The organism is Sphingomonas sp. Leaf242 (genome assembly GCF_001422045.1).
Taxonomy (GTDB): Bacteria; Pseudomonadota; Alphaproteobacteria; order Sphingomonadales; family Sphingomonadaceae; genus Sphingomonas.
Genome location: NZ_LMLW01000001.1, coordinates 70,840 through 96,780 on the forward strand (window position 1 = coordinate 70,840; position 25,941 = coordinate 96,780).

Annotated in this window: 29 protein-coding genes; 19 read left to right on the plus strand and 10 right to left on the minus strand. The window is 66.6% G+C overall.

The window, feature by feature from the left end:
• Positions 1 to 104: 104 nt before the first annotated feature.
• The 4 genes from ASF09_RS00345 to ASF09_RS00360 form a co-directional block, all read right to left on the minus strand.
• A complete protein-coding gene (locus ASF09_RS00345) occupies positions 105 to 1,673 on the minus strand; it encodes an alkaline phosphatase D family protein (RefSeq protein WP_060523756.1) in 1,569 nt (522 codons plus the stop codon).
• A 10-nt stretch (positions 1,674 to 1,683) separates the two neighbouring features.
• Positions 1,684 to 2,472 (minus strand): acid phosphatase, encoded by a 789-nt coding sequence (locus ASF09_RS00350; RefSeq protein ID WP_060523758.1) that lies wholly within the window; start codon positions 2,470 to 2,472, stop codon positions 1,684 to 1,686.
• Positions 2,473 to 2,547: 75 nt separating this feature from the next.
• Positions 2,548 to 3,186 carry a DUF1826 domain-containing protein gene (locus tag ASF09_RS00355; protein ID WP_060523760.1) on the minus strand — a complete coding sequence of 213 codons (639 nt, stop codon included), beginning with the start codon at positions 3,184 to 3,186 and terminating at the stop codon, positions 2,548 to 2,550.
• Positions 3,186 to 4,397, minus strand: a complete 1,212-nt coding sequence (locus tag ASF09_RS00360) for a GTP-binding protein (RefSeq protein ID WP_200912494.1) — start codon at positions 4,395 to 4,397, stop codon at positions 3,186 to 3,188. Before ASF09_RS00360 ends, ASF09_RS00355 begins: the two co-directional genes overlap by 1 nt.
• Before the next feature lie 98 nt (positions 4,398 to 4,495).
• Here ASF09_RS00360 and ASF09_RS00365 point away from each other — a divergent pair, with 98 nt between their 5' ends.
• The 6 genes from ASF09_RS00365 to ASF09_RS00390 all read left to right on the plus strand — a co-directional run bounded on the left by ASF09_RS00365 (position 4,496) and on the right by ASF09_RS00390 (position 9,913).
• Positions 4,496 to 4,861 (plus strand): MerC domain-containing protein, encoded by a 366-nt coding sequence (locus ASF09_RS00365; RefSeq protein ID WP_162237212.1) that lies wholly within the window; start codon positions 4,496 to 4,498, stop codon positions 4,859 to 4,861.
• A 183-nt stretch (positions 4,862 to 5,044) separates the two neighbouring features.
• Positions 5,045 to 5,242 (plus strand): hypothetical protein, encoded by a 198-nt coding sequence (locus ASF09_RS00370; RefSeq protein ID WP_060523763.1) that lies wholly within the window; start codon positions 5,045 to 5,047, stop codon positions 5,240 to 5,242.
• Positions 5,239 to 5,898 carry a UPF0149 family protein gene (locus ASF09_RS00375; RefSeq protein ID WP_060523765.1) on the plus strand — a complete coding sequence of 220 codons (660 nt, stop codon included), beginning with the start codon at positions 5,239 to 5,241 and terminating at the stop codon, positions 5,896 to 5,898. Before ASF09_RS00370 ends, ASF09_RS00375 begins: the two co-directional genes overlap by 4 nt.
• 293 nt (positions 5,899 to 6,191) lie before the next feature.
• Complete coding sequence (locus ASF09_RS00380; protein WP_082443966.1) at positions 6,192 to 8,348, plus strand: TonB-dependent receptor; 2,157 nt, start codon at positions 6,192 to 6,194, stop codon at positions 8,346 to 8,348.
• A gap of 1 nt (position 8,349) precedes the next feature.
• Positions 8,350 to 9,441, plus strand: coding sequence for a PepSY-associated TM helix domain-containing protein (locus ASF09_RS00385; RefSeq protein WP_060523767.1), 1,092 nt, complete (start codon positions 8,350 to 8,352; stop codon positions 9,439 to 9,441).
• Positions 9,442 to 9,559: 118 nt separating this feature from the next.
• The gene (locus tag ASF09_RS00390; RefSeq protein ID WP_060523769.1) at positions 9,560 to 9,913 is read left to right on the plus strand and encodes a hypothetical protein; all 354 of its coding nucleotides are present in this window, start codon (positions 9,560 to 9,562) and stop codon (positions 9,911 to 9,913) included.
• Between the two features lie 46 nt (positions 9,914 to 9,959).
• Here the strand turns inward: ASF09_RS00390 and ASF09_RS00395 are convergent, their stop codons facing one another.
• Together ASF09_RS00395 and ASF09_RS00400 are read right to left on the minus strand one after the other, a co-directional pair.
• Complete coding sequence (locus tag ASF09_RS00395; RefSeq protein ID WP_060523772.1) at positions 9,960 to 10,766, minus strand: IclR family transcriptional regulator; 807 nt, start codon at positions 10,764 to 10,766, stop codon at positions 9,960 to 9,962.
• A 105-nt stretch (positions 10,767 to 10,871) separates the two neighbouring features.
• Positions 10,872 to 11,885, minus strand: coding sequence for a zinc-binding alcohol dehydrogenase family protein (locus ASF09_RS00400; protein WP_060523774.1), 1,014 nt, complete (start codon positions 11,883 to 11,885; stop codon positions 10,872 to 10,874).
• Positions 11,886 to 12,067: 182 nt separating this feature from the next.
• Here ASF09_RS00400 and ASF09_RS00405 point away from each other — a divergent pair, with 182 nt between their 5' ends.
• The 9 genes from ASF09_RS00405 to ASF09_RS00445 all read left to right on the plus strand — a co-directional run bounded on the left by ASF09_RS00405 (position 12,068) and on the right by ASF09_RS00445 (position 20,136).
• Entirely contained in the window at positions 12,068 to 12,412 is a 345-nt protein-coding gene (locus ASF09_RS00405; protein WP_060523776.1) for an L-rhamnose mutarotase, read from the plus strand.
• A 204-nt stretch (positions 12,413 to 12,616) separates the two neighbouring features.
• A complete protein-coding gene (fucP, locus tag ASF09_RS00410) occupies positions 12,617 to 13,918 on the plus strand; it encodes an L-fucose:H+ symporter permease (RefSeq protein ID WP_082443967.1) in 1,302 nt (433 codons plus the stop codon).
• A gap of 13 nt (positions 13,919 to 13,931) precedes the next feature.
• Positions 13,932 to 14,663: an SDR family oxidoreductase gene (locus ASF09_RS00415; protein ID WP_060523778.1), complete on the plus strand. Its 732-nt coding sequence runs from the start codon at positions 13,932 to 13,934 to the stop codon at positions 14,661 to 14,663.
• A gap of 4 nt (positions 14,664 to 14,667) precedes the next feature.
• Positions 14,668 to 15,819 (plus strand): FMN-dependent L-lactate dehydrogenase LldD, encoded by a 1,152-nt coding sequence (gene lldD / locus ASF09_RS00420; RefSeq protein ID WP_443024927.1) that lies wholly within the window; start codon positions 14,668 to 14,670, stop codon positions 15,817 to 15,819.
• The gene (locus ASF09_RS00425) at positions 15,816 to 16,670 is read left to right on the plus strand and encodes a fumarylacetoacetate hydrolase family protein (protein WP_060523780.1); all 855 of its coding nucleotides are present in this window, start codon (positions 15,816 to 15,818) and stop codon (positions 16,668 to 16,670) included. Before lldD ends, ASF09_RS00425 begins: the two co-directional genes overlap by 4 nt.
• 1 nt (position 16,671) lies before the next feature.
• Complete coding sequence (locus ASF09_RS00430; RefSeq protein WP_060523782.1) at positions 16,672 to 17,550, plus strand: amidohydrolase family protein; 879 nt, start codon at positions 16,672 to 16,674, stop codon at positions 17,548 to 17,550.
• Complete coding sequence (locus tag ASF09_RS00435) at positions 17,547 to 18,581, plus strand: aldo/keto reductase (protein WP_060523784.1); 1,035 nt, start codon at positions 17,547 to 17,549, stop codon at positions 18,579 to 18,581. The genes ASF09_RS00430 and ASF09_RS00435 overlap by 4 nt, the downstream gene beginning before the upstream one ends.
• Positions 18,578 to 18,877 (plus strand): UxaA family hydrolase, encoded by a 300-nt coding sequence (locus ASF09_RS00440; protein ID WP_060523786.1) that lies wholly within the window; start codon positions 18,578 to 18,580, stop codon positions 18,875 to 18,877. The genes ASF09_RS00435 and ASF09_RS00440 overlap by 4 nt, the downstream gene beginning before the upstream one ends.
• 71 nt (positions 18,878 to 18,948) lie before the next feature.
• Positions 18,949 to 20,136 carry a UxaA family hydrolase gene (locus tag ASF09_RS00445; protein WP_060524823.1) on the plus strand — a complete coding sequence of 396 codons (1,188 nt, stop codon included), beginning with the start codon at positions 18,949 to 18,951 and terminating at the stop codon, positions 20,134 to 20,136.
• 1 nt (position 20,137) lies between these two features.
• Here the strand turns inward: ASF09_RS00445 and ASF09_RS00450 are convergent, their stop codons facing one another.
• Positions 20,138 to 21,076 (minus strand): ABC transporter ATP-binding protein, encoded by a 939-nt coding sequence (locus ASF09_RS00450; RefSeq protein WP_060523788.1) that lies wholly within the window; start codon positions 21,074 to 21,076, stop codon positions 20,138 to 20,140.
• Between the two features lie 272 nt (positions 21,077 to 21,348).
• Here ASF09_RS00450 and ASF09_RS00455 point away from each other — a divergent pair, with 272 nt between their 5' ends.
• Positions 21,349 to 21,582, plus strand: coding sequence for a zinc-finger domain-containing protein (locus ASF09_RS00455; protein WP_031393477.1), 234 nt, complete (start codon positions 21,349 to 21,351; stop codon positions 21,580 to 21,582).
• An 18-nt stretch (positions 21,583 to 21,600) separates the two neighbouring features.
• Positions 21,601 to 23,028: a metalloprotease TldD gene (gene tldD, locus ASF09_RS00460; RefSeq protein ID WP_060523789.1), complete on the plus strand. Its 1,428-nt coding sequence runs from the start codon at positions 21,601 to 21,603 to the stop codon at positions 23,026 to 23,028.
• Here tldD and ASF09_RS00465 read toward each other — a convergent pair.
• A complete protein-coding gene (locus ASF09_RS00465) occupies positions 23,025 to 23,315 on the minus strand; it encodes a CcdB family protein (protein WP_060523792.1) in 291 nt (96 codons plus the stop codon). The genes tldD and ASF09_RS00465 overlap by 4 nt on opposite strands.
• Positions 23,316 to 23,561 (minus strand): type II toxin-antitoxin system CcdA family antitoxin, encoded by a 246-nt coding sequence (locus tag ASF09_RS00470; RefSeq protein WP_060523794.1) that lies wholly within the window; start codon positions 23,559 to 23,561, stop codon positions 23,316 to 23,318.
• 49 nt (positions 23,562 to 23,610) lie between these two features.
• On the opposite strand from ASF09_RS00470, the gene ASF09_RS00475 reads away from it, so the two are divergent.
• Together ASF09_RS00475 and ASF09_RS00480 are read left to right on the plus strand one after the other, a co-directional pair.
• The gene (locus tag ASF09_RS00475) at positions 23,611 to 24,171 is read left to right on the plus strand and encodes a pyridoxamine 5'-phosphate oxidase family protein (protein ID WP_060523796.1); all 561 of its coding nucleotides are present in this window, start codon (positions 23,611 to 23,613) and stop codon (positions 24,169 to 24,171) included.
• On the plus strand, positions 24,168 to 24,365 hold the full coding sequence (locus tag ASF09_RS00480) for a putative signal transducing protein (protein WP_056057596.1): 198 nt from the start codon (positions 24,168 to 24,170) through the stop codon (positions 24,363 to 24,365). The genes ASF09_RS00475 and ASF09_RS00480 overlap by 4 nt, the downstream gene beginning before the upstream one ends.
• Positions 24,366 to 24,570: 205 nt before the next feature.
• On the opposite strand, the gene ASF09_RS00485 is transcribed toward ASF09_RS00480, so the two are convergent.
• Positions 24,571 to 25,899, minus strand: a complete 1,329-nt coding sequence (locus tag ASF09_RS00485) for a PQQ-dependent sugar dehydrogenase (protein WP_060523798.1) — start codon at positions 25,897 to 25,899, stop codon at positions 24,571 to 24,573.
• Positions 25,900 to 25,941 lie beyond the last annotated feature (42 nt).

The window sequence follows — 25,941 nt, forward strand, 5'->3', positions numbered from 1 at the left end:
CTAGCCTCCGCGCGCTGGGCTCGTGTCCCTCGAGAACCGGGTCTTGGTGCACCGGGACGACCGGAGAAATGCCGAAGCGTTCCGATCGTCGCGCGAAGCGGAATTCAGGTCATCGTCACGGCGGCACGGCCGTGCTCGACGATCGCCGTGCCGGCCGTTTTGACAGCACCGTCGGGGCGCGCGACGGTATCGACCGTCCGGAACTGCGTTTTCCACTGGTCCGTACCCACGTCGCACAGCAGGTAACCGCGACGGTCGTTGGTCCAGGCGAGGAACGGGTTGCGGGCGCGTATCCGGTCTTCGCCGACCCGGCGATCCGCACCGTCGCCGCCCGAGCTGATCGACGTGCCGACGAACTCGACGGCGACGGCATCCCCCTGGCCACCCCCGGTACGCAGCACGCCAGCATAGTTCTGATGCTCGTCGCCGGTCAGGACGACGGCATTGCCGAGCCCCTCGACCATCTTCAACACGCGTTCGCGCGGCGCGTCGTAGCCGCCCCAGCTGTCCATGTTGCGGATCGGCGCGGGCTCATCGCCGGTGCGCCGGTCGAGCGGCATCATCATCACCTGCTGCGCCAGCGCGTTCCACCGCGCCTTCTTCTGCTTCAGCGCCGTCGCCAGCCACGCCTCCTGCGCGCGTCCCATGACCTGCGCCGCGGGATCCGCCCAGCCCTTGCAACGCGTCTTGAAGCCGTCATCGCAGGGTTGGTCGGTCCGGAACTGCCGGGTGTCGAGCAAATGCAGGTCGAGCAGATTGCCGATCGTCGCGCGGCGATAGATCTGCATCCCCGCAGGCCCCGGAAACGCCGAGCGACGCAGCGGCATATGCTCGTAATAGGCCTGGAATGCCGCCGCCCGGCGCAGTGCGAACACCTCGGGCGGGTCGTTCTCCTGGTCGATCTCGCCGACCCAGTTGTTTTCGACTTCGTGATCGTCGAACGTGACGAACCACGCCGCGGCCGCGTGGGCGGCCTGGAGGTCCGGGTCGGTCTTGTACTGGGCGTAGCGGCGGCGATAATCGGCGAGGTCGAACAGCTTCTGCCCGGCATGTTCGCGGACGAAGCGGCGGGGCTTGCCGTCATAGCCGACCGGCATCGGCGCGCTTCGCCCTTCGTAGATATAGTCGCCGTAATGGAAGACGAAGGCGGGATCGTCCGCCGCGAGGTGACGATAGGCGGTGTAGAGGCCGTCCTCGTAGTTCTGGCAGCCGGCGACCGCGAACCGTAGCCGGTCGAGTGGCGCACCGGCGACCGGCAGCGTGCGTGCGCATCCCGTGGTCGAGCGCTCGCTGCCGACCGTGAACCGGTACCAATACGGCCGATCGGGTAGCAGGCCCGCAACCTCGACATGGACGGAGTGGGCGAGTTCGGGCCGCGCCAGCGTCTTGCCGCCCGCGACGAGCGTCGCAAAGCGCGGGTCGGTTGCGACCTGCCAATCGACCTCGACCGGCTGCATCGGCATGCCGCCATGCTCGGCGAGCGGATCGGGCGCGAGCCGGGTCCAGATGACGAAGCCGTCCGCTGCCGGATCGCCCGCCGCGATGCCGAGGCGAAACGGGTAGGCGGCGAACAGTTGTTGGGCGCGCAGGATCGCCGGCGCGCCGACCAGCGCCGCGGCGGCGCCGATCATGGTGCGGCGATTGAGGAGCAGGCGCGAGGTGGTGTCGGTCATGATGGTCTCGTCAGTAGAGGGGCTGGGCGACGAGGGCCGCTTCGCCTGTGCAGAGCGCAGCGTCGGGTTTCGCCGTTCCGCCGTCGTGTCGAAGCGCCGCGATCTCCTGCCTGGCTGCGGCGAGATCCGCGGTGAAGGCCGGGTCGCCATGCATCGCTGTCAGCGTCGACGACGCCGACAGCCGCCCCGCCTCGACGGCGCTGGCATTGTGGACGCCGCACACGATCCGGCTTTCGCCATAAGCCCGGCCGCGTGCGAGCAGGGCGGTCGCGCGATCGGGCGCGATCTGCGCAAGCAACGTCGCCATCGTCCAGCCTGCGGTCGTGTGGCCCGACGGGTAATCATAGCTGTCAGCGACCTCGGCGGCGGGCTGGCAGATCGGTCCGCGGTCGATCAGGAACGGTCGCTGCCGCTTGTAGAATGTCTTGGCACCGTTGGTTTGACGGGATGTGTCGAACATGGCGCGCCGAAGCAGCGCGGCGGTCCGCGGGGCGTTCTCGGGCGTGAGCACGATCCCCATCGCACAACTGAAGTCGCGGAACAGGTCGGCGGGCGCGGACTTCACGTCGTTGGTGGCCAGCGCCCAGCGCGGACTGCCCTGCAACGCGCGTGTTGCCTTGAAGATCGCACGGTCGGCGATCCCGCGAGGGTCGGTGGACCTGGGGGCAGGCGGCAGGATGGCCAACACGTCGAACGCGCCGGGCTTGAGATATCCCGCCGGCCCGAGCGCCTGCTGCGCGCCGGCAACGGCACCAAGGCTCGCCAGCGTGACGGCGAGGAGAAGCGGCAAACGCGTCATGGAGTGAGTATCCTGATGGCTTGGATCATGAGACGCCGTGCGCCGGTTTGGCAGGGGCAATGGACCGGTAATGTGTCAGCCACGTTGCATCGCGCTCGCCCACAGCGCCGCGGTTTCCGCTGGTGGCGGACAGTCGAGCACGAGCAGAAGCCGCTCCTCGCCGGTGCCGGCGATCGGCGGCGAACGGTGGATGATCGCCTGCTCGCCAGCGAGAACGCGGCCCTTGAACAGACCGACCGCACCCGCGTCGAGCGATTGCGGTGTCTCGACGACCGGTACGTCCGGGCTTTCGACCGACCGCTCGATCCACTGCGTTCCCGATCCGCGATAGGTGCAGATCAGGCGGACGGAGACGTAATCGGCGTGCCAGCGTTTGCAGGCATCGCCCACCACCCGCTCCAGCCGGATCACGACGTGCGACAGCGCCATGATCGCCGCGAAGGACGTGGTGAGCGCGGCGATGTCCGCGGCGATATCCGCATGCCAGGCGGCGGCGGGTAGCTGCGCGAACGCACCGGTCAGTTCCTCCTGCGCGCGATCGACCGTCGTCGTCATTTGGATGGTGCCGAAACCGCCTAGCGGCCCGATCGGCACCGATGGTCGATCCCAGATCGCGAGATTGACGTCGGGTTCGAGGATCGCGGCAAGCGCATCGACGGTCCGTGCCCGACGAACGTGCGATCGGACCGGCGCGAGTATCGACGCGTCGGTCATCACGCCATCTCCCGCACGCCCCAGGCGGGGAACGGATCGGGCAGCTCCTCCCACAACCGGGGGGTGAAAGCGGCGGCGGGCACCAGGCAGGCATCGAGACGGCGCCGGATCTCGGCCTCGTCCATGTCGATGCCGATGCCGATGAAGACCAGTTCCTGCCGTCGGTCGCCCCAGATCGGCGACCATTTCGCGGCGACCATCCGGTCCCACGCTTCGCCGCTCGGCCGCTTCGGTTCCGGCACGCAGGCCCACCAGCGGCCCAGCGCCTCCGTCACCGACTGCGCGCCGGCCTGCGCGAGTTCGCCACACCAGTCGGGGCGCGTCGCAAGCCAGAAATGCCCCTTCGCCCGGACCACACCCGGCCAGCCGCCGCGCGCGAAGTCGTGGAACTTCACCGGGTCGAACGGCGCACGAGCCCGGTAGACGAAGCTTTCGACGCCGTATTCTTCGCTCTCGGGACGGTGATCGGCATGACCGTAGAGTTCCTTCGCCCACAGCGGATGCAACTCCGCCTTCTCGTCGTCGAACAGCCCGGTTTCGATAACGGCATCGATCGGCACGCGTCCGTGATCGGCCTCGACGATGCGGGCATCGGCGTTGAGCGACGCGACCAGTTTTCGCACGGTCGCGAGTTGCGCGGCGTCGACCAGATCGCCCTTGGTGATGACGATCACGTCCGCGAACTCGATCTGCTCGACCAGCAACCCGACCAGGCTGCGACGATCGTCGTCGCCGAGCACCTCGCCGCGATCGGCGAGAAAGTCGGTGCTGGCATAGTCGCGCAGCAGGTTGGCGGCGTCGACCACCGTCACCATCGTGTCGAGCCGCGCGACGTCGGACAGGCTTTCGCCTTGTTCGTTCTCGAACGAAAAGGTCGCGGCCACCGGCAACGGTTCGGAGATACCGGTACTTTCGATGACCAGGCAGTCGAACCGTCCCGCATCGGCAAGCGCTCGCACCTCGACGAGCAGGTCCTCGCGCAGCGTGCAGCAGATGCAGCCATTGGTCATCTCGACCAGCGTGTCTTCACCGCGTGACAGGGCGGTATCGCCGCTCCGCACCAGATCCGCATCGATGTTCACCTCGGACATGTCGTTGACGATCACCGCAACCCGCCGGCCTTCGCGGTTGGCGAGGATGTTATTGAGAAGCGTCGTCTTACCCGCACCCAGGAATCCGGACAGGACCGTCACGGGCAACAGCGGCTTCATATCCTGGACCATCGACTTACCTCATATGAAATGATATGATGTATCATTACGATATTGACGGCGGGCGTGGCAAGATGAGAACGATACGGACGTGCGGAATGGACTGGCTCGATCGGGCGGCGATGGCGGGATCGGCAGCGTGCATGGTGCATTGCCTTGCGCTACCGCTCCTCCTGGCGGCGGTGCCGATGGTGTCCACGATTGTGGTCATCCCCGAAAGCTTCCACCGTTGGGTGCTGCTGTTGGCTGTCCCGATAGCGGTCATCGCGCTGATCGGCGGACGGACCCGTCACGCCACATCATGGCCTCTGTGCCTTGGTGCCGCCGGACTGTGTCTGATGACGATAGGGGCGTTCGTCCTGCCGGAAGGCAACGCCGAGGTCGCCGTCACGGTGACTGGCGGCATCCTGGTGGCGACTGCGCACATTATGAACATGCGGCTGCGGCATACCTGCCTCACCTGACGACGGTCTGGCACTTCGCGTTGAAGATCTCCCGGACCTTGCTCGATCATGGACTGAAGGAGGCTCTGCCTTCGCCCGAGTATCGGAAGCGCACATGCGGCGGGATGTCCGCAAACCGGCCTTCGGCTAATCTTACGCGGGGTCGCCAGTGTAACTTCCGGTTTATCCTGCTAGCGGACGTCCATGCTCAAGATACGAACCAAGCGGCGCGCGACGGAGACGGGGCGGGCGCTCGAGCGCCTTGCGGCGGTAGAGGCGTCGGTGAAAGCGCTTGGCGACGAGGATCTGCTCGACCTCGCCGACATCTTTGCCGCAGGCGATCCGACGCCGTTGCGCGAAATGGCGGGGGACGAGATGCGCCGACGCGACATCCGCCTGTGAAACGATTCCCGTCGCGCTTCCGGCGCCTCGATGGTGCACTCGCCGACCTCGCCGTCGAGGAGCCGATGCTGCTTACCGAGCTCGACGGCTTCCTCACCGGGCTGCTGATTTGCCCGGAGGCGATCCCCCCGGGCGAATGGATGACCGTCGTGTGGGGAGCGGACGTCGACGGCGTCGCGCCGTTCGAGGACCCGCTGGACGTGCAATGGTTCGCCGACGCGGTGGCGGCGCGACGCGAAGAGATCGCGCGCGATCTTGTCCGCGGCAAGCTTCAGCCGATCTTCGACGTCGACGAGCGCGATGGCGAGGTCCTTTGGGAATATTGGATCGACGGCTTCGCCGAGGCGATCGCACTACGTCCGAACGCCCGGGAGGCGATGGCCGGCGACGCTGAAAGCGCAGCACCCTGGTCGCAATTGACGACGCTGATCGCGGTCGCGCGCGACGAGAGCGACCTCGACAGCGTGGAGATCAACGCGCTGCAGGACGGTGCCGCGTCGGCCCTGACAGACGCTGTCCAACTGCTGTACGTGGTGCGTACGCGCCTCGCCGGCACGACCTCGCTCGATGCGCTGGCGACGACGGCATCGAAAGTCGGGCGCAACGATCCGTGCCCTTGCGGGTCGGGGAAAAAGCACAAGCGCTGCTGTGGTTGATCAGGTCGTAGGCAAGGATATCGCGGCCTGATTGCTGCCAAGTCCGCCTCCAACTTGGTCGAGCCTTCTGCGAACGAAGCGTACCCGAGTCCCGTCTGCACGCTGACACGATGTACCGCCCGCTAAGCGACATGAATGGGTGTCCGCTTTGCGCTCTGGACTACGCGCCCCGAATGCCGGTGCGGGGCGACGCCTTGATATACATTAACGGTGTCAGCCAGGACAACGACTTATGCGAACGATTTGCATTAGCGTATCGTGTCGCGTAGGGGCGTCCTCATTCGGGGGACATCATGCGGTTTGGGCTTTTCACTCTACTGGCTTTGCCGATCGTCGGTACGACCTCGCCGGTTCGCGCGCAGGTGATACTCACGCCGGCGGGGGACGATACCGACGCTCGGTCTGCGGACGTCCCCGCGGATATCATCGTCAGTGCGACCCGCAGCATCCTGCCGCCCAACGCGCTGCCGCTGACGATCGACGTGATCGACCGCGCCGCGCTCGACCAGCAGGTCGCGATTGGCGGGTCCGTGGTCGATGCGGTATCGAACCTGACGCCGTCCTTCTCGCCGACGCGGCAGAAGCTGTCGGGCGCGGGCGAGACGTTGCGCGGGCGTTCGCCGCTCTATGCGATCAACGGCATCCCGCAGTCGACACCCCTGCGCGATGGGTCGCGCGACGGCTTCACGATCGATCCGTTCTTCATCGACCGCGTCGAATTGATCTACGGTTCGAACGCGTTGCAGGGGATCGGCGGCACCGGCGGGATCGTCAACCAGGTGACCGTGCAGCCGCCGCGCACCGAAGGCCTTTCGGGCCGCGCGCTGGTACAGGGGACGACCGACACCGGCTTCAGCGGCGATGGCAAAGGTGGCAAGGTCGCCGGGCTGCTCGCGTGGAAATCGGGGCGCTTCGACGTGATGGCGGGCGGTGCGTATGACAAGCGCGGTGCGTTCTACGACGGCCACGGCAACCGCGTCGGCACCGACCTGACCCAAGGCGAAACGCAGGACTCGCGCAGCTGGTCGGTGTTCGCACGCGCCGGCTATGCGCTGACCGACACCGCGCGGATCGACCTGATCGCCAACCGGTTCGAGCTGAAGGGCGGCGGCAACTACATCGCCAGCAACGGAAATTTCCGGATCAACCTACCAACCACCTCGGTACGCGGCACCCCGCCGGGCGACCCTGCCGAGAACCGGACCGAGAGCATCGCGCTGTCGCTGACCGATCCCGATCTGTGGGGCGGCAACCTCGTCACCCAGGTCTTCTTCAACCGGTCGCGCGACACATTCGGCGGTGAGGTCGCACCGATCGCGACGTTCCAGGACGTGCGGCTCGCACCGGTCGGCACGCTGTTCGACCAGTCGCAGAACCGCTCGCGCAAATATGGCGGCAAGTTCAGCTACGAGCGCGCTGTCCCCGGCTTCGAGGCGCTCACCGCGACGCTCGGCTTCGACGCGCTGTACGATCGCACCGAGCAACGCCTGATCGCGACCGACCGCGTCTGGGTACCACCCGCCGACTTCCGCAGTCTCGCGCCGTTCGGCCAGGTCAACCTCGCGCTGTTCGACAAGGTCGTACGGATCGCCGGCGGCGCGCGCTACGAGAATGTGAAGATCGTCATCGACGACTACACCACGCTCGCCTCGTACGGCAGCCACGCGGTCGCCGGCGGCAGCCCGAGCTTCAGCAAGGCGTTGTTCAACGGCGGCGTCATCGTCGAGCCGATCCCCGGCATCCGCGCCTATGGCAGCTATGCGCAGGGCTTTACGGTGCCCGATGTCGGCCGCATCTCGCGCGCGATCAACCGCGACGGGGTCGACCTCGACAGCTATGTCGACATCGCGCCGATCGTGTCGAACAACCGCGAACTCGGCGTCGAGGTGAAGCGCGGACCGATGAACGCGAGCGCGACCTATTTCTGGTCGACCAGCACGCGAGGACAGGTGCTGGTGTTCGTCGGCGGCGCGTATGAAGCGCAGCGCCAGCGCGTCGAGATCCAGGGCATCGAGGTCAATCTGGAGGCGCGGATGCCCCTGCCGGGGCTGACTCTGTCGACCGGGTTCGCGCATCTCGTCGGCCGCACCGACTCGAACGACGACGGCAAGGTCGATATCGATCTGGACGGTGCGAACATCTCGCCCGATCGCCTCAACCTCGCGGCGAGCTATGTCCGCGGCAAGATGTCCGCCCGCGTGCAGCAGCAATTCTACCTCGCGCGTAAATATGCCGGGCTGCCCGCCGCAAACGACTTCAGCGGCTACAATATCACCGACGCCTCGATACGGTACGCGTTGCCAATCGGCGCGCTGACGCTGAGCGCGCAAAACATCTTCGACCATTTCTATATCGATTATTACAGCGACACGGTGCGGCCAACCGACAATGCGCATTTCTTCGCGGGGCGCGGGCGCAATTTCACGCTCGGCTGGGACGTTCGGTTCTAGCATGGCGCTGCTCGATACGCTGCACCGCTGGGCTGGCGGGTTCCTAGGCCTGGTCCTCGCGCTGCTCGGCTTGACCGGCGCGATCCTCGTCCACCGCGATGCGTGGATCATGCTGCCGCATGCCGGCGACGCGCAGATCCAGAGCACGCGCATCCTCGCCGTGACCACCGAGCGGTTGATGGCGGACCCCGCGAACCGGCCGCAGAGCATCACCTTCGCCAACGCCAATCTCGGGCTCGACCGGCTCGATTTCGGCAAGGGGGCAGGGGCCTATACCGATCAGGCGGGCACGATCGTCAGCCTGTGGCATAGCCAATGGGCGCGGCCCGAATTGTGGCTGTTCGACCTGCATCATCATCTGTTTTCAGGCGACACCGGCGAGACGATCATCGGCATCGCGGGCGTGGCGGGGCTGTTCTTCGTGATCACGGGGACGATCCTGTGGTGGCGGACGCGCAAGACGTTCGCGTTCCGCCCGCTGCCAAAGCGTATCAGTCGTCCGGCGATCGTCCGGCATCACCGCGATCTGGGGATCGTCGCCGCACCGTTGCTGATCCTGTCGCTGCTGACCGGCGCGACATTGGTGTTCCGGCCGATCAGCGCGCTGTTCCTCGGTCCCAGCGCACCGACGACGATCGACGCGGCACTGAAGCCGCCGAAGGGCCCCAAGGTCGCGCTTGCGGACCATCTCGACTGGGAGGGCATGATCGTCGCGGCGCGCGCGCGCTTTCCCGACGCCGAACTGCGCAGCCTGTCGCTGCCGCGCAAGGAGAGCGGACTCATCACGATCCGGATGAAGCGGCCGCAGGAATGGCTGCCGAACGGGCGGACGACGCTGTGGTTCGCGGCCGATGACGGCCGTCTGATCGGCGCGCGCGATGCAGCGTCGCTGTCGAATGTCGTGGCCGCGTACAACATCCTGTATCCGCTGCACGCCGCCAAGGTCGGCGGGCTCGGCTACCGCCTTGTGATGACGTTGTCGGGGCTCGTTCTCGGCCTGCTCGGGACGTTGAGCGTCTGGAGCTTCTGGTTCAAACGGCCTGCGGGGAGGACGAAGGTGCGGGCCAAGGGCAGCGCCCGGCAAGCGGGTTAGGCCGGTTCTTCCAAGGGTTCTGAACCGGACTGTCTGGTCAGCAAGGCGCCAATGCCGTCGATGGTTCCGAACGGTCCGCAGAAGGCGTCCATCGTTGGGTGGATGAAGCGTTGGACCGATGCCGAACGGCGAGATCCAGCCTGAAAACCTGGCGACCTTCCACCCGATCGGCGAATGGATGACCGCGCATGGCACGGCCATCTACGGCACGCGCGGCGGGCCGGCCGCGCCGGGGGACTGGGGCGTCACCACGCAGCGTGGCAAGACGGTGTATGTCCATCTGATGCGCGCGCACGACGGGCTGGTCACGCTACCGATCGATGGGCCGATGCGGGGCAGGATCGCGTCCGCACGGCTGTTCGACGGCGGTGCAGCGGTAAAGGTCATGGCAGGCAAGGGCAGGATCGAACTGTCGGGTCTGCCGCCGCTGGGCAAGGCGTGGGATCAGATCGTCGCGCTGGAATTGCGCTGACGGGTGATGGGCACCTAACCGGTTTTGCTATCGCAGGCGCGTCGCGTCAGGCGTTGCGCGGCGGCTGCCAGCCCAGCGCGACCGAGATGCGCTGGCCGGTCTGCTTGAGTTCGGCACACGCGTCTTCGATCGAGACCAGTTGCGAGCCGTCGAGCAACTCGAGGAACGGCACCGTCAACGCCGCGAGCAGTTCGCCGTCGAAGCCGAAGATCGGGCAGCTGATATCGGTCACGCCGCGCGTTACCGGGCTTTCGCGCAGACCGTGGCCCTGCGCACGAACCTGCCGGAGCGTCTTGGCCAGCGCGGCGTGCCCGACCGGCTCCTTGCGCAGCGCGGAGGCGCGCGCGAGCAGCCGTTCTGCCGCGTCCTCGGGCGTGAAGGCGAGGATGACGCTGCCCGAGCAGCTGCGCACCAGATCGATCGAGGCACCGACGCGCAGCGCAAAACCGCGCACGCCGGGATTTTCCTCGCGGGCGATGACCAGTCCTTCGGCGCGCTGCACCACCACGAGATGACAGGACTGGCCGATCGCGGCGGCGAGCATTTGCATTTCGGGCTGCGCGGTGACGACCAGCTTGCGCGCGGGGGTGGCGCGATAGGCGACGTCGAGGAACTTGTAGGTCACGGTGTATCGGTCGGTGACCTTGGATTTCTGCAGATAGCCCGCTTCTTCCATGACCACGACGATGCGGAACAGCTCGCCGAGCGAGCGTTGCAGAGCGGTCGCCATCTCGCTCGCCAGCAGCCCCTGCGGGTTGTTGGCGAGCAGTTCGATGATCAGGAACGCCTTGTCGAGCGCGGGCGCATTGTAGTTGCCCTTGCGCTGCGCCGCGTCCCCCTCCTGCTTCGCCATCGTTTCCTCGCCCCCCGTTCTGGCGTTGATGTCTAGCCGCAACCGCCTCGCCAAGGAAGGCGTGCGGGCATGGCGTGGGCGCCGGCTCTCAGTCCATTCGGCGACTCAGATGGTGACGATCGCCTTCAGCACGTCTTCCTGCCGGGCGATCAGCGCCGGGATCGCGTGCGGAGCGTCGTCGAGGTCGACGCGGTCGGTCAGGAACCGGTCGGCCGGGACCGAGCCGTTGCGGATCGAGGCGATGACATGATCGAAATCCGCCGCGAGCGCGTTGCGGCTGGCGAGCAGGGTCGTCTCGCGCTTGTGGAATTCGGGGTCGGGGAAGACCAGATCGTCGAGACACAGGCCGACCAGGACATAGGTGCCGGCGTTGGCGACGTTGAACAGCCCCGCCTTCATCGCCTGGCTGCTGCCCGTCGCGTCGAACACATAGTCGAACATCTCGCCATCCGTTCGATCCGCCAGCGCGGCGGTCGCATCCGGGCCGGCGACGACGCCGTCATCGAAACCGAACCGCTCCGCCGCGGTCGCGAGACGCCTTGCGCTGCGATCCAGCAGCGTGACGGAGCCGGCGCCGGCGATCCGCGCGAACAGCGCGCAGCCGATGCCGATCGGCCCGGCCCCGGTGACCAGCACGCGCGTGCCCGGTTCGATCGCGGCACGGCGGACCGCGTGCGCGCCGATCGCGAGAAATTCGACCATCGCCGCCTGATCGACGCTCAGGCCGTCGGTCGTCACGATCGAACCGATCGGCACCGCGAGAAATTCGGTCATGCCGCCGTCGGCGTGCACGCCGAGCACGCTGATCCGCGCGCAGCAATTGGGCCGCCCCCGCCGGCACGCGACGCAGGTGCCGCACGCGATGTAGGGATTGACCGTCACGATCTGGCCGGGTGTCAGCCCACTGTCCGCAGGCGCCTCGATCACTTCGCCGGCGAGCTCGTGGCCGATCAGGCGGGGATAGGTGAAGAACGGCTGGCTGCCGTCGAAGATATGATAGTCGGTGCCGCAGATCCCGACCCGCCGCATCCGCAGCAGGACCTGGCCCTCGCCGCGCTGGGGCGTCGGCCGGTCTTCTATCCGCGCCGCGTTGGGCGCCGTGCAGACCAATGCCTTCATTGCTTCCTCCACTATGTCGTTCCGCGTCGCTGGGTCGTTCTGCGTCGCCGGTCGCGCGCCGAGGGCAGGGTGCCTGCTCCACAACGACCGGCTGATTGACGCAGAATGAGACCCGCCTATCATATGTGCAATCGAAATTCGAGTTTCCGGTGATAGCCGTCGCCGGAATTGAGGAGAGAAAAATGTCTCGTCGCGTGTGTTTCGCGCTCGATCTGGTCGATAATGCGGATCTGATCGCCGACTATGAACGCGCGCATGCGCCGGGCGCGGTCTGGCCCGAGGTGACGCGGGGTATCCGCGACAAGGGCTTCACCGACATGGAAATCTGGCGTGTCGCCGATCGCCTGGTGATGATCGCGCAGGTCGCCGACGACTGGCCACGCGACCTCGACGCCGAGGGAAGCGCGGTCGACGCGCGCTGGGAGGCGGCGATGGATCGCTTCCAACGCCCGCTGTCGTGCGCCGGTGACGGGGAAAAATGGGTCCCGATGCACCGCATATATTCGCTCGGCGACCAAGCCGGTTAGAGGCTGCCATCGACGGGACCCGCCCATCCTGTGGGCGTGGCCTCCGGGGAAGAGGTTGCCAAAGGCGAGGCGCTCGGTTAGCTCTCGCTCGTGAAAATATGATCTCGCATGTGTGCAGGCGGTGGTTCGCAGTCACACATCTATCGATGGCCTCCGCGGCGTCGCAACGACCGAGACTGGAGAGACAGGATGGCCTTGCCGCCGATGATCGATTCTCACCCGGCCGATCCTCACCATGCCGCGCGTTCGACGGGCGGCGCTGACGGCGGTCGCTATGTCGCCGCGCTCGTCATCACCGTCGCGCTGTTCTTCCTGTGGGGGATGGCGAACAACCTGAACGACATCCTGATCGCGCAGTTCCGCAAGGCGTTCGCGCTGTCGGACTTTGGCACCAGCTTCGTCCAGCAGGTCTTCTATTTCGGCTATTTCGTCGTCGCGATCCCGGCGTCGTCGGTGATGCGGCGCTTCGGTTACAAGACCGCGATCGTGACCGGGCTGACGCTGTACGGGTGCGGCGCGTTGCTGTTCTATCCCGCCGCTGTCGCCGGCATGTACCAGCTGTTCCTGCTCGCCTTGTTCGTGATCGCCTGCGGCCTCGCGTTCCTCGAGACATCGGCCAACCCGCTGATGACCGAACTGGGCGATCCGCGCACAGCGACGCGGCGGCTCAACTGGGCGCAGGCGGCCAACCCGCTCGGCGCGATCACCGGAATCCTCGTCGGACGCAATTTCATCCTGTCGGGGATCGAGCATAACGAACGCAGCCTGGCGGCGATGAGCGACGCGGCGCGCGACGCGTTCTACCGCGCCGAAGTGCAGGCGGTGGTGATGCCCTATGTCGCGATCGCCGGCGTCGTGCTGCTGTTCGCGGTCGCCGCCGCGCTGGTCCCGTTCCCCCGTGGCAGCGTCGAGCATGATCAGGGCCCGACGGGTCGCTTCACCGACGTGTTCCGCCGCCCGCAGCTGATCGCCGCGGTCGTCGCGCAGTTCTTCTACGTCGGCGCACAGGTCGGGCTGTGGAGCTATACGATCCGCTACGCCCAGGCGAACGCAGGGATGGGCGAACGCGCCGGCGCCGATGCGCTGTTCGTGTCGCTGGTGCTGTTCGCGGCGGGGCGCTTTGTCGGCACTGCGCTGATGGCGCGGCTTGCGCCGGTCGTGTTGCTGGCGATCTTCTCGGCGATCTCGCTGCTGCTGGCGGTGTTCGCGGGAACGGTCGGCGGCACGCTCGGCCTGTACGCGATGGTCGCCGCCAGCCTGTTCATGTCGATCCAGTTCCCGACGATCTTCGCGCTCGGCGTCGAGGGTCTCGGACCGCTGCGCAAAGCGGGGTCGTCGTTGATCATCATGGCGATCATCGGCGGCGCGGCGCTGACCGCGCTGATGGGCTGGGTGTCGGATCGCGCCGGGATCACGCATGCGATGCTGGTGCCGGCCGCCTGTTTCGCCGGCGTATTCGCCTTCGCACTGTACGCCCGCGGCGCGACCGCGCGGGCATCGATCTGAAAGGAAAGACGACATGGATAGACTGAAGGGCAAGCGCGCGATCGTGACCGGTGCCGGCCAGGGTATCGGGCGCGCCGCGGCCGAACTGTTCGCTGCGGAGGGCGCCGAGGTGCTCGCGCTCGATCGCAACGCGGCGGCATTGGCGGATCTCGCCGGATGCACCACGCATGTCATCGACCTGACCGATCGCGCCGCGATCAGGGCGTTCGCTGAAACTGCCGGCGGGGTCGACGTGCTGTTCAACTGCGCGGGCTATGTCGATGCGGGCGTGCTGCTGGAGACCGCGGATGTGGGCTACGACCTGTCGTTCGATCTCAACGTCCACGCGATCACGCACATGCTGACCGCGTTGCTGCCGGCGATGATCGCGCGTGGCGGTGGCTCGATCGTCAACATGTCCTCGGTCGCCGGCGCGGTGATCGGCGTCGGCAACCGCTACGCCTATTGCGCCTCGAAAGCCGCGGTCGCCGGGATCACCCGCTCGGTCGCGCTCGACTATGTCGCCAAGGGTATCCGCTGCAACGCGATCTGCCCGGGGACGGTCCAGTCGCCCTCGCTCGACGAGCGGCTCGCCGCGACGGGCGACGAAGCCGCGGCGCGCGCCGCATTCATCGCACGTCAGCCGATGGGGCGGCTCGGCAAGGCCGACGAGGTCGCGGCGCTCGCGCTGTATCTCGCATCGGACGAGAGCGCCTACACCACCGGGCAGTTGCACGTGATCGACGGCGGCTGGTGCATGGCCTGATGCGATGGTGACGATCGCCTCGACCCTCGATTTCCAGCGTGCGGCGAAGGCACGGCTGCCGCGCTTCCTGTTCGATTATGCGGACGGTGGCGCGTATGCCGAGCAGACGCTGCGGCGTAACACTGCCGATCTCGCCGACATCGCGCTGCGCCAGCGGGTGTTGCAGGACGTCGCGACGATCGATCTGTCGACCACCTTGTTCGGCCGGCAGATGCCGCTGCCCGTGGCGCTCGCACCGATCGGGATCGGCGGCATGTATCGCCGTCGCGGCGAGACTCAGGCGGCGCGCGCCGCCAACGCACGCGGCCTGCCGTTCACGCTGTCGACCGTCGGGCTGTGCGGGATCGGCGAGGTCCGCCGCGCCACCGACGGGCCGTTGTGGTTCCAGCTCTACGTCCTGCGCGACCGTGGTTTCATGCGCGAGCTGATCGCGAACGCCAAGGCGGCAGGCGCGGAGGCGCTCGTGTTCACGGTCGACATGCCGGTACCGGGTGCCCGCTACCGCGACGCGCATTCGGGCATGTCCGGGCCGCGCGCGCCATTGCGCCGAATGCTCCAGGCGATCGGACGGCCGGGCTGGGCGTGGGATGTCGGTCTGCGCGGGCGGCCGCACCGGCTCGGCAATCTGGAGCCGGTGCTCGGCAAGGCCAGCGGCATGAACGACTACATGGGCTGGCTCGGCGCCAATTTCGATCCGTCGATCCAGTGGCGCGATCTCGACTGGATTCGCGCCGCGTGGGACGGCCCGCTGATCATCAAGGGTATCCTCGACCCCGACGATGCGCGCGCCGCCGCCGATGTCGGTGCGGACGGGATCGTCGTCTCCAACCACGGCGGGCGTCAGCTCGACGGCGTGCTGTCGACCGCGCGCGCGCTGCCGGCGATTGCCGATGCGGTCGGCGACCGGCTGACCGTGCTGGCGGATTCGGGCGTGCGCTCGGGTCTCGACGTCGTGCGGATGCTCGCGCTGGGCGCACACGGCGTCCTGCTCGGGCGCGCGTGGCTCTATGCGCTGGCCGCGCTCGGCGAGGCGGGCGTGACCCAACTGCTCGACCTGATCGAAAAGGAAATGCGCGTCGCGATGACGCTTACCGGCGTCAACACGATCGCCAAGATCGATCGCTCCATTCTGGTTTCTGCAAAGGATAATCTATGAAACTTTGTCGCTATGGTACGCCCGGAAACGAACAGCCGGGCCTGATCGATGCCGATGGCCGCCTGCGCGCGCTGACCGGTCACGCCGACATTGCCGCGGAAACGCTGGCGCCCGAAGCGCTGGCGAAGCTCGCCGCGATCGACCCCGCGACGCTGCCGCTGGTCGAGGGCGAGCAGCGCTACGGCGTGCCCGTATCGGGCACGCGCAAATTCATCGCGATCGGGCTGAACTACGCCGATCACGCCGCCGAATCGAACCTGCCGATTCCCGCGGAGCCGGTCGTCTTCAACAAATGGGTCAGCTGTCTCCAGGGCGCGAACGACCCCGTCGTCATCCCGCGCGATTCGAAGAAGACCGACTGGGAAGTCGAACTCGGCATCGTCATCGGCACCCGCGCCGAATATGTCGAAACCGCCGACGCACTTGCGCATGTCGCGGGCTACCTCGTGGTCAACGATGTCTCCGAGCGGCACTGGCAGATCGAACGCGGCGCGACCTGGGACAAGGGCAAGGGCTTCCCGACCTTCGGCCCGGTCGGCCCGTGGCTCGTCACCGCCGACGAAGTGGGCGATCCGCAGAACCTGTCGATGTGGCTCGACGTCAACGGCAAGCGGATGCAGGACGGCAGCACGAAGACGATGATCTTCTCGGTCGCCGAGATCGTCGCCTATTGCTCGCAGTTCATGACGCTGGAGCCCGGCGACATCATCACCACCGGCACGCCGCCGGGCGTCGGCATGGGCCAGAAGCCCGAGCCCTGGTATCTGAAGGCGGGTGACGTCGTCACGCTCGGCATCGAGAAACTCGGCGAACAACGCCAGGACTTCGTCGCCTGGCAGCCGCGCCACTAGGATGGCCCGACCGCCGTTCGTCGATGCGCATCTGCACCTCTGGGACAGGGATGGCCTGCGCTATCCCTGGCTCGACGAGCCGGACACCGCGCCGATCGCCGCCACCTATACGGTCGCGCACCACTGTGCGGCGGCGGCGGCGTGGAACCTCGTCGGCGCGGTGCACATCGACGCCGGCGCGCACCGCGACGACGGCGAGCGCGAGACCGACTGGCTCAACGCGGTCGCGGACGCGCATGGCTTGCCGGACGCGATCATCGCGCGCGTCGAACTCGACGATCCCGATGTCGAGGCGCTGCTGGCCCGGCAGGCCGCACGACCACGCGTCCGCGGTATCCGCCACCTCGTCAACTGGCACCCCGACGCCGTGCGACAAGCCTATCCGCGCGACCTGACGATCGATCCGGCCTGGCGACGCGGCTTCGGCCTGCTCGCCGACCACGCGCTCAGCTACGATTTCCACGGCTTCCCCGCGCAGCTTGCCGGGCTCGTCGAGATCGCTGCGCTCCATCCGAGCGTTCCCGTCATCGTCAATCATCTCGGATTGCCGATACCCGGCGACGGGCTCGATCAATGGCGCACCGGGGTAACCGCGCTGGCGGCGATGCCGCAGGTGTCGATCAAGCTGTCGGGGGCCGGCTTCATCCACGCGCCGTTCGACCCCGCCGCCTTTGCCGACATCGTCGCCGAGGTGATCGATCTGTTCGGCACTCGCCGCGTGATGGTCGCCACCAATTTTCCCACCGACCGCCTGTTCGCGACGCTGGACGAGACGCTCGGCGCCTATGAGGCTTTGCTCGCCGATCGCAGCGACGACGAGCGGGCTGACCTGTGGGGCCGCAACGCCAACCGCATCTATCGACTGGACCTGGACCTGTGACGCCTATTCCCCACCGGCCGATCGGCCGCACCGCGCTGTCGGTGCCCGAACTCGGCTTCGGTGCCGCCTCGCTCGGCAATCTCTACGCGCCGGTCGCCGACTCCGATGCGCGCGCCGCGGTCGATGCCGCGCTCGCCGCGGGGCTGCGCTATGTCGACACCGCGCCGCATTACGGCCGCGGGCTCTCCGAACGGCGCGTCGGCGACGCGCTGCGGTTGCAGCCGGATACCGTCGTCTCGACCAAGGTCGGCCGGTTGATGGACCCCGATGCCTCGATCACCGATGATCGCGAACGCGACGGCTTCCGCTCGCCGATGCCGTTCCGGATGCGCTACGACTACACGCATGACGGCATCCTGCGCAGCCACGAGCACAGCCTGCAGCGGTTGGGCGTGGCGAAGATAGACCTGCTCTATGTCCACGACATCGGCCGGTACACGCATGGCGACGCCGCGGACGGTTACTGGCAGCAGCTGACTAGCGGCGGCGGCCTTAAGGCACTCGAGCGACTGCGCGACGACGGCACGATCACGGGCTTCGGCATCGGCGTCAACGAGATCCAGGTCTGCCTCGACGTCATGGCCGAGGCACGGCTCGACGCGATCCTGCTCGCCGGCCGCTATACATTGCTCGAACAGGATGCGCTCGACGCGCTGTTCCCGGCGTGCGCCGCGGCGGGCACGTCGATCGTGATCGGTGGTCCGTACAACAGCGGCATCCTCGCGACCGGCACGCGGCGCAGCGGCACGATCCATTACGACTACGGACCCGCGCCCGACCACGTGCTGGCACGCGTGCGCGGAATCGAGGCGATCGCCGACCGCCACGCTGTCGCTCTGCCTGCCGCAGCGCTCGCGTTCGTGCTCGCGCATCCGCTCGTGGCCAGCGTCATTCCGGGCATCGGCAGCGCGGCGCGCGTGGCGCAGACGGTCGACCTGTATCACGCGTCGATTCCGCCGGCGTTCTGGGAAGAGTTGCGCACCGAAGGGCTGCTGCGCGGCGATGCGCCGGTGCCGGAGTTGGCGCCATGAGCGCCGCCGCTATCCGCCTGTCGCCCATCGACAATGTCGCGGTAGCCTGCCGCAACCTGATCCCCGGCGAGACGATCATGGTCGAGGGCACCACGCTGGCGATCACCGAAAAGGTCGATCTCGGTCATAAGATCGCAGTCTCGTCCTTGAAAATGCGCGACAAGATCGTCAAATATGGCATGCCGATCGGGTCGGCGACGGCGGACGTGCCCGCGGGCGGCTGGGTGCACATGCACAACATGCAAAGCGACTATATCCCCGCGCACCTGCGTGACGCGGCAGGAGATCATTCATGAACGACGCGGTGCAGACCTTTGGGGTCCAGACCACTGGGGCCCAGGACTATGTGGCCCAGAACGACGGGACGATGACCGGCTGGCTGCGCGCCGATGGTCGCAAGGGCATCCGCGATGCCATCGTGGTCGTGTACCTGGTCGAATGCGCGCATCACGTCGCGCGCCGGATCGTCGACAAGATCGACGATCCGCGCGTCCAGCTAATCGGCTTTCCAGGCTGCTATCCCAACGACTACGCGCTGGCGATGATGAAGGCGCTGACCACGCACCCCAATGTCGGCGGAGTCGTACTGCTGTCGCTAGGCTGCGAGAGCTTCAACCGCGAACTGCTCGGTGCGAACGCGCGGGAGCAGGGCCGCCCAGTCGAGACCGTGGTGATCCAGCAGGTCGGCGGCACCGGCCCGGCGATCGCAGCCGGGATGGCGGCGGTCGAGCGCGTCCGTGCCGAAGCCGACGCCCGCGCGCGCCGTGTGCCGATGGCGATGTCGGAACTGGTGATCGGCACGATCTGCGGCGGGTCCGATGGGACTAGCGGGATCACCGGCAACCCGGCGGTCGGCCGCGCCTTCGATACGCTGATCGACGCGGGTGCGGCGTGCATCTTCGAGGAAACCGGCGAGATGATCGGCTGCGAAGGGCATATGGCGAGCCGCGCCGCGACACCCGACGTGGCGGATGCGCTGATCGCCTCGGTCCACAAGGCCGAGATTTATTACCGCGCGATGGGCTATGGCAGCTTTGCCCCCGGCAACGCCGAGGGTGGCCTGTCGAGCCAGGAGGAGAAATCCGCCGGCGCCTATGCCAAGTCGGGCAGCCGCGCTATCGATGGCGTGATCGACCCCGCCGAACTGGTGCCGGGGCCGGGCCTCTATCTGCTAGACGTCGTGCCGCCCGGCGATCCCAAGTTCGGCTTCCCCAACATCGTCGACAATGCCGAGATCGGCGAACTGATGGCGAGCGGCGCGCATATCAACCTGTTCGTCACCGGGCGCGGCTCGGTGGTCGGCTCGGCGATCTCGCCGGTGGTGAAGATCTGCGCCAATCCCGACACCTATCGGCGGATGGCCGACGACATGGACGTCGACGCCGGTCGCATCCTCGAGGGGCGTGGTACGCTGGACGAGGTCGGGGCCGAGATCGTCGACCTGATCATCGGCATCGCGAACGGCGTGCAGACCAAGTCCGAAGAGCTGGGCCATTCCGAATTCATCCTGACATACAAGGCGTCGGGACCGGCTCGCCCCGCGGTGTGTCACTGAGTCAGGCGTTGGCCGCGCGCGTCAGGCTGAGGAAGACGTCCTCGAGATCGGGTTCCTTGGTCGAGACGTCGACGATCCCGAAGCCGACGGACTGGACCGCGGCCAGGACTTCGCCTGCGTTCACGCGGTCCTTCTTGTAGGTGATCTCCAGCGTCCGCGTGCCTTTCAGCGCGATCTTCTGGAAGCATGCGTTCGCCGGGATGTCGGTGACGTCGCGGTCGACCGTGACCGCGACGATCTTCTCCTGCGCCTTGCCGACCAGTTCACGCGTCGGTTCGTTGGCGATCAGGCGACCGTTGTTGATGATCGCGATCCGGTCGCAGAGTTCTTCGGCTTCTTCGAGGTAATGTGTGGTGAGGACCACCGTCACGCCGGCATGGTTGAGGCTGCGGACATAGGTCCAGAGCTGCTGGCGCAGTTCGATATCGACGCCCGCGGTCGGCTCGTCGAGGACGAGGACGGGCGGCGAGTGGACCATCGCTTTCGCCACCATCAGCCGCCGCTTCATCCCGCCCGACAGCGTGCGTGCATAGGCGTGCGCCTTGTCCTCGAGATGGACCGCGCGGAGCAGTTCCATGGTGCGGCGCTTCGCCTTGGGGACGCCGTAGAGGCCGGCCTGGATCTCCAGCGTCTCGAACGGTGAGAAGAACGGATCGAACAGGATCTCCTGGTTGACGATCCCGATCGACGCCTTGGCGTTGCGCGGGTGCTCGTCGATGTCGAACCCCCAGATCGCGGCGCTACCGTCGGTCTTGTTGACCAGCCCGGCGAGGATGTTGATCAGCGTCGACTTTCCCGCACCGTTCGGGCCGAGCAGGCCGAAAATCTGGCCGCGGGGCACGTCGAACGTCACGTCGTCGAGCGCACGCTTGGGCGGCGCCGTGCCGACGGGCGCGTAGGTCTTGCAGAGGTTCTTGATGGCGATGGCGGCTTCGGTCATGCCAGCGGCATAGCGGGGCGGGCGGGACTGGTCATCCCCTCGGGCACTGCAAAGAAGATTTGTTCGCGCGGAGCCGCGGAGACGCGGAGGTGTAGCGCTTGCCGCGTAGCGACCGCTCAATCATCTGCCTACGGAACGGAGTATGATGTCTCCCGACCGACAGGCTGGATGCAACACCTCCGCGTCTCCGCGCCTCCGCGTGAACCATTCTTCCTTCTGGACCACAGGAAGAAGCAATTGCCCGGCCCGCCCGCGCTTGCTATCGCCCCTGCATGCATCCGCCGCTCGAAACCACCCGCGTCACCCACGCCCGCGTCGCCTGCGATGGCGCAACCGACATTCCCGGCGGCGCAGCGCTCGGTCACCCGCGCGTCTGGTTGCAGATCGACGAGACAGGCTATGTCGATTGCGGCTATTGCGACCGCCGCTTCATTCTAGTCGGCGGCGCTGCGGACGGCGCGGACCAGTCGACTTTGCGCGATCACGGGGATGGCGCAGGGCGCTAAGCCTCTTATATCTATCGGATGACGATAGCAGCAGACCCCCGTTCGTTCCTCTACCGCGATACCCTGGACCCCGAACAAGCGCAGGCGCTGACCGCCACGGCGCTCGGCAAAGCCGATGACGGGGAGCTCTATCTCCAGTACCGCAAGGCCGAGGCGTTCGGCTTCGACGACGGCCGGCTGAAGACCGCCTCCTATGACACGAGCTCAGGCTTCGGCCTGCGCGCGGTATCGGGCGAGATGACCGCGTTCGCGCATTCGAACGAGATGACTCCCGCTGCGATCCGTCGCGCCGCAGAGACGATGGCACTGATCGAACCCGGTGTGGCCGCGAAGGCCGGTCCGCCGCAGGGCACGAACCAGCGTCGATACACCGCCGCCGATCCGCTCGACCTCGTGCCGTTCGCCGATAAGGTGAACCTGTGTCAGACGATCGATGCCGCCGCGCGGGCGCGCGATCCTCGCGTCGCGCAGGTATCGGTTAGCCTGTCCGGGACGTGGTCGGTGGTCGAGATCGTCCGCGCGGACGGCTTCGTCGCGACCGATGTCCGGCCGTTGGTGCGGTTGAACGTTTCGATCGTCGCCGAGCAGAATGGTCGCCGCGAGACGGGCAGCTACGGGATCGGAGGCCGCTATCTCTACAACGACCTGTTCGAGCCCGCGACGTACAACCGCGCGATCGACGAGGCGTTGTCGCAGGCGCTCGTAAACCTCGACTCGATCGCCGCTCCTGCGGGCGAGATGACCGTGTTGCTCGGCAATGGCTGGCCCGGCATTTTGCTGCACGAGGCGATCGGTCACGGTCTCGAAGGCGATTTCAATCGCAAGGGCACGTCGGCCTTCTCGGGTCGCATCGGCGAGCGCGTCGCGGCCGAGGGTGTGACGGTGGTCGACGACGGCTCGCTTCAAGACCGCCGCGGCTCGCTGACGATCGACGACGAGGGCACGCCGACGCGCGAGACCGTGCTGATCGAGGACGGCATCCTCAAGGGCTATATGCAGGACCGCCTCAACGCACGGCTGATGGGCGTCGAGGCAACTGGCAACGGCCGTCGCGAAAGCTACGCACACGCACCGATGCCGCGGATGACGAACACGTTCATGAAGGCGGGCAACGACGACCCGGCCGAACTTCTGTCGCGCGTGAAGAAGGGCATATTCGCCAAGGCGTTCGGCGGCGGGCAGGTCGACATCGTGTCGGGCAAGTTCGTGTTCAGCTGCACCGAGGCGTATTTGATCGAGGACGGCAAGCTGGGCGCGCCGATCAAGGGCGCGACGCTGATCGGCGATGGTCCGAGTTCGCTTACCAAGGTGCGCGGGATCGGCAACGACTTCGCGCTCGACGAGGGTATCGGTATTTGCGGCAAGGGCGGGCAGTCGGTGCCGGCTGGTGTCGGCCAGCCGACGTTGCTGGTCGATGGGCTTACGGTCGGGGGGACGGCGGCTTAAAACCCGGAGATCAACATATCGAGCGCAGCCTTGATCTCGAACTGCGCTGCGTCGAGTGTCGTGACGGTATCTTCGATATCGCGGACATCGATCGCCCGCGCTAGCGGCGTGATCATGGTCAGTGCCGTGCCGTCGATAACGAAGGTCGGGGTCAGCCTCTTGAGTGCGACGGTGTCGGTCGGGCGAAGCGGCACCACGAAGCGGGTCGGCAAATCAGCCAGAAGATCAGACTGGCAATCGATCACCAGCACGTTGCCGCGAACGCGGTAGACGTCGAACTGTGCCATTCAGAGCGACCGCAAATGGGCGAGCGGATCGCCGTTCTTTTCGTACCAGTGGTTCCAGCCCTCTATCGCCTCGCGATTTTCTTCCTTCCAGCGGCGCTCCTGTTCGACTTTCGTTGCATGCCTGATAGCGTGTTCGCTGATCTGGGAGAGGTTGAGCCCTGCCTCCCGGGCCGCCGCTACGATGCCGGTATCGAGCGACATATTAACCGATTTGCGCTTGCCGGTTGCGACTGGATCATGTTTCATGGGCATAGAGTATGCGCGTCGATGATGCGCGTCAATTCGGAGCCGAACGATGGACTTCTTCCCCGCGCTCACCGACGATCATCGCGCGTTCGTGATGCGGCAACCGGTATTCTTCGTTGCGACAGCCGCGGAAGGCGCGCGGATCAATCTCAGTCCCAAGGGCATGGACAGCTTTCGTATGCTCGATCCGAAGACGGTCGCGTATCTCGACGTCGGTGGGTCGGGGAACGAGACGAACGCGCATCTGGGCGCCGATGGTCGCATCACGATCATGTTCTGCGCGTTCGACCAGCCGGCGCTGATCTTCCGCATCTATGGCACGGGTCGTGCGGTGTTGCCGCAGGATGCGGAGTGGACGGACCTGCATGCGCAGTTTACGCCGTTGCCGGGCACGCGGCAGATCTTCGTGATCGATGTCGACGAGGTGCAGACGAGTTGCGGCTGGGGCGTGCCGTTCATGACGCTGGAGCGCGAGCGGCAGACCTTGTCGAAGTATCACGCCAGGCAGTCCGACGCCGAACGGACTGGGGAATTGGCGAGGCCTGTTGCGAGCATCGATGGCTTGCCGGTTCGGCTCGGCACCGTTCTGCCGGATCGCGTCGGCGCATGAGCCTGGTCGAACTGGGGCGGTACGGCCGCAACGAGGCGCATATCATCGTCGGGCGGCTGGAAAGCGAAGGCATTCCCGCGATCGCATTCGATGGCGGGATGTCGATCATGGAGGGGAGCTGGTTGCTGATCCCGGTCCGCGTGATGGTCGACGAGGATGATCTCGACGAGGCTCGGGGGATCCTGGCGGGGTGAGCGGGTGCGTTAGGCGCTGATAGAAAGCCGCCTGCCTAAACCCCGGATCGTCATTGCCGCGCAGGCGGGAACCCATACTGGCAAAGCTTGCGAGTTAATCGATAGCTTTGGAGCATATGGGTCCCGGCCTCCGCGGGGATGACGACAAGTCGGGATCGTACGCCGTTGGTATAGAGGGCGGGGCCTTTGCCGACCTCCGGCAAGATCACCCCCCGGCGCTGACCCGCCAGATCGCGTTGCCGATGTCGTCCGCGACCAGCAGGCCGCCGGTCTTGTCGGTGATGACGCCGACCGGGCGACCCTGCGCATCGCCGTCCTTGTTCAAGAATCCTCCGAGCACATCGACCGGCTTCGCGTTCGCCGCCGGGAAGCCGGTGTCGCCGAACGGTACGTAGACGACCTTGTAGCCCGATACCGGCTTGCGGTTCCATGATCCGTGCTCGCCTACGAACGCGCCGTTGGCGAACTTCGCGCCGAGCTTCGCATCCGCGGAGAAGGTCAGGCCGAGCGCAGCGACGTGCGGCCCCAGCGCATAGTCGGGGCGCTTGGCATATTGCTGAAGCGCGGGGTTCTTCGGCTCGACGCGAGGATCGGGATAGCCGCCCCAATAATACCAGGGCCAGCCGAAGTTATCGCCGAACTCGACCTGCGTCAGGTAATCGGGCGCGAGGTCGGAGCCGAGCATGTCGCGCTCGTTGACGACGGTCCACAGTCCGCCCGACTTGGGATTGATCGCCATGCCGTTGGGGTTGCGCAGGCCGGCCGCGTAGATCCGCCAGTTCTTGTCCTTCGGCCAGACCTGCAGGATGTTGGCGCGGTATTTCTCGGCGTCCATGCCGTTCTCGGCGATGTTGGTCGAAGATCCAACACCGACGTACAGCGTCTTGCCATCGGCAGCGGTGATGACGTTGCGCGCCCAGTGGTTTCCGCCGGGGTTGAGCTTGATGACGAGCTCGGGCTTGGCGGTGATCTTGGTCTGACCGTCGACATAGGGCACGCGGACGAGTGCGTCAGTGTTGCCGATGTAGAGCTGGCCGTCGAGCAGCGTCATGCCGAACGGCGAGTTGAGGCCGGTCATGAACACCGACTTCGTTTCCGCCACGCCATCGCCGTTCGCATCGCGGAGCAGCGTGATGCGGTTGGCCGAGGGCACGCCGGCGCCGGCGCGGCCCATCAGAACCTTCATCACCCAGCCGGTGATCCCGCCGCCCTCGCGCGGGGGCGAGTTCGTCTCGGCGACCAGCACGTCGCCGCTGGGGAGGCGGTACATCCAGCGCGGGTGGTCGAGCCCGGTCGCGAACGGCTGAATCTTGAGGCCCGCGGCAGGCGTCGGCATCGCGCCGTTCTGCCAGCCGACGACCTTCGCCACTTTCACGGTCGGGATCGTCTGGATGCGGGGATCGGTGATCTTGGGCAGCTTGCCGGCGACCTGGTCGACCGACAATTCCGCCGTGTCGGGCCAGGCGAGATAGGTGACGCCCGCGGCGATCACCAGCAGGATCAGCCCAAGGACGATGAGGATGTGTTTGCGCATGAAGGGAAGTTAGAACGGCGGCAGGGCCGGGGCAATGGATCA

Coding starts and splice junctions, on each gene's coding strand:
- ASF09_RS00345 (WP_060523756.1), bottom strand. CDS start 1,673: ATGACCGACACCACCTCGCGCCTGCTCCTCAATCGCCGCACCATGATC.
- ASF09_RS00350 (WP_060523758.1), bottom strand. CDS start 2,472: ATGACGCGTTTGCCGCTTCTCCTCGCCGTCACGCTGGCGAGCCTTGGT.
- ASF09_RS00355 (WP_060523760.1), bottom strand. CDS start 3,186: ATGACCGACGCGTCGATACTCGCGCCGGTCCGATCGCACGTTCGTCGG.
- ASF09_RS00360 (WP_200912494.1), bottom strand. CDS start 4,397: ATGAAGCCGCTGTTGCCCGTGACGGTCCTGTCCGGATTCCTGGGTGCG.
- ASF09_RS00365 (WP_162237212.1), top strand. CDS start 4,496: ATGGACTGGCTCGATCGGGCGGCGATGGCGGGATCGGCAGCGTGCATG.
- ASF09_RS00370 (WP_060523763.1), top strand. CDS start 5,045: ATGCTCAAGATACGAACCAAGCGGCGCGCGACGGAGACGGGGCGGGCG.
- ASF09_RS00380 (WP_082443966.1), top strand. CDS start 6,192: ATGCGGTTTGGGCTTTTCACTCTACTGGCTTTGCCGATCGTCGGTACG.
- ASF09_RS00385 (WP_060523767.1), top strand. CDS start 8,350: ATGGCGCTGCTCGATACGCTGCACCGCTGGGCTGGCGGGTTCCTAGGC.
- ASF09_RS00390 (WP_060523769.1), top strand. CDS start 9,560: ATGCCGAACGGCGAGATCCAGCCTGAAAACCTGGCGACCTTCCACCCG.
- ASF09_RS00395 (WP_060523772.1), bottom strand. CDS start 10,766: ATGGCGAAGCAGGAGGGGGACGCGGCGCAGCGCAAGGGCAACTACAAT.
- ASF09_RS00400 (WP_060523774.1), bottom strand. CDS start 11,885: ATGAAGGCATTGGTCTGCACGGCGCCCAACGCGGCGCGGATAGAAGAC.
- ASF09_RS00405 (WP_060523776.1), top strand. CDS start 12,068: ATGTCTCGTCGCGTGTGTTTCGCGCTCGATCTGGTCGATAATGCGGAT.
- fucP (WP_082443967.1), top strand. CDS start 12,617: ATGATCGATTCTCACCCGGCCGATCCTCACCATGCCGCGCGTTCGACG.
- ASF09_RS00415 (WP_060523778.1), top strand. CDS start 13,932: ATGGATAGACTGAAGGGCAAGCGCGCGATCGTGACCGGTGCCGGCCAG.
- lldD (WP_443024927.1), top strand. CDS start 14,668: ATGGTGACGATCGCCTCGACCCTCGATTTCCAGCGTGCGGCGAAGGCA.
- ASF09_RS00425 (WP_060523780.1), top strand. CDS start 15,816: ATGAAACTTTGTCGCTATGGTACGCCCGGAAACGAACAGCCGGGCCTG.
- ASF09_RS00430 (WP_060523782.1), top strand. CDS start 16,672: ATGGCCCGACCGCCGTTCGTCGATGCGCATCTGCACCTCTGGGACAGG.
- ASF09_RS00440 (WP_060523786.1), top strand. CDS start 18,578: ATGAGCGCCGCCGCTATCCGCCTGTCGCCCATCGACAATGTCGCGGTA.
- ASF09_RS00445 (WP_060524823.1), top strand. CDS start 18,949: ATGACCGGCTGGCTGCGCGCCGATGGTCGCAAGGGCATCCGCGATGCC.
- ASF09_RS00450 (WP_060523788.1), bottom strand. CDS start 21,076: ATGACCGAAGCCGCCATCGCCATCAAGAACCTCTGCAAGACCTACGCG.
- ASF09_RS00455 (WP_031393477.1), top strand. CDS start 21,349: ATGCATCCGCCGCTCGAAACCACCCGCGTCACCCACGCCCGCGTCGCC.
- tldD (WP_060523789.1), top strand. CDS start 21,601: ATGACGATAGCAGCAGACCCCCGTTCGTTCCTCTACCGCGATACCCTG.
- ASF09_RS00465 (WP_060523792.1), bottom strand. CDS start 23,315: ATGGCACAGTTCGACGTCTACCGCGTTCGCGGCAACGTGCTGGTGATC.
- ASF09_RS00470 (WP_060523794.1), bottom strand. CDS start 23,561: ATGAAACATGATCCAGTCGCAACCGGCAAGCGCAAATCGGTTAATATG.
- ASF09_RS00475 (WP_060523796.1), top strand. CDS start 23,611: ATGGACTTCTTCCCCGCGCTCACCGACGATCATCGCGCGTTCGTGATG.
- ASF09_RS00480 (WP_056057596.1), top strand. CDS start 24,168: ATGAGCCTGGTCGAACTGGGGCGGTACGGCCGCAACGAGGCGCATATC.
- ASF09_RS00485 (WP_060523798.1), bottom strand. CDS start 25,899: ATGCGCAAACACATCCTCATCGTCCTTGGGCTGATCCTGCTGGTGATC.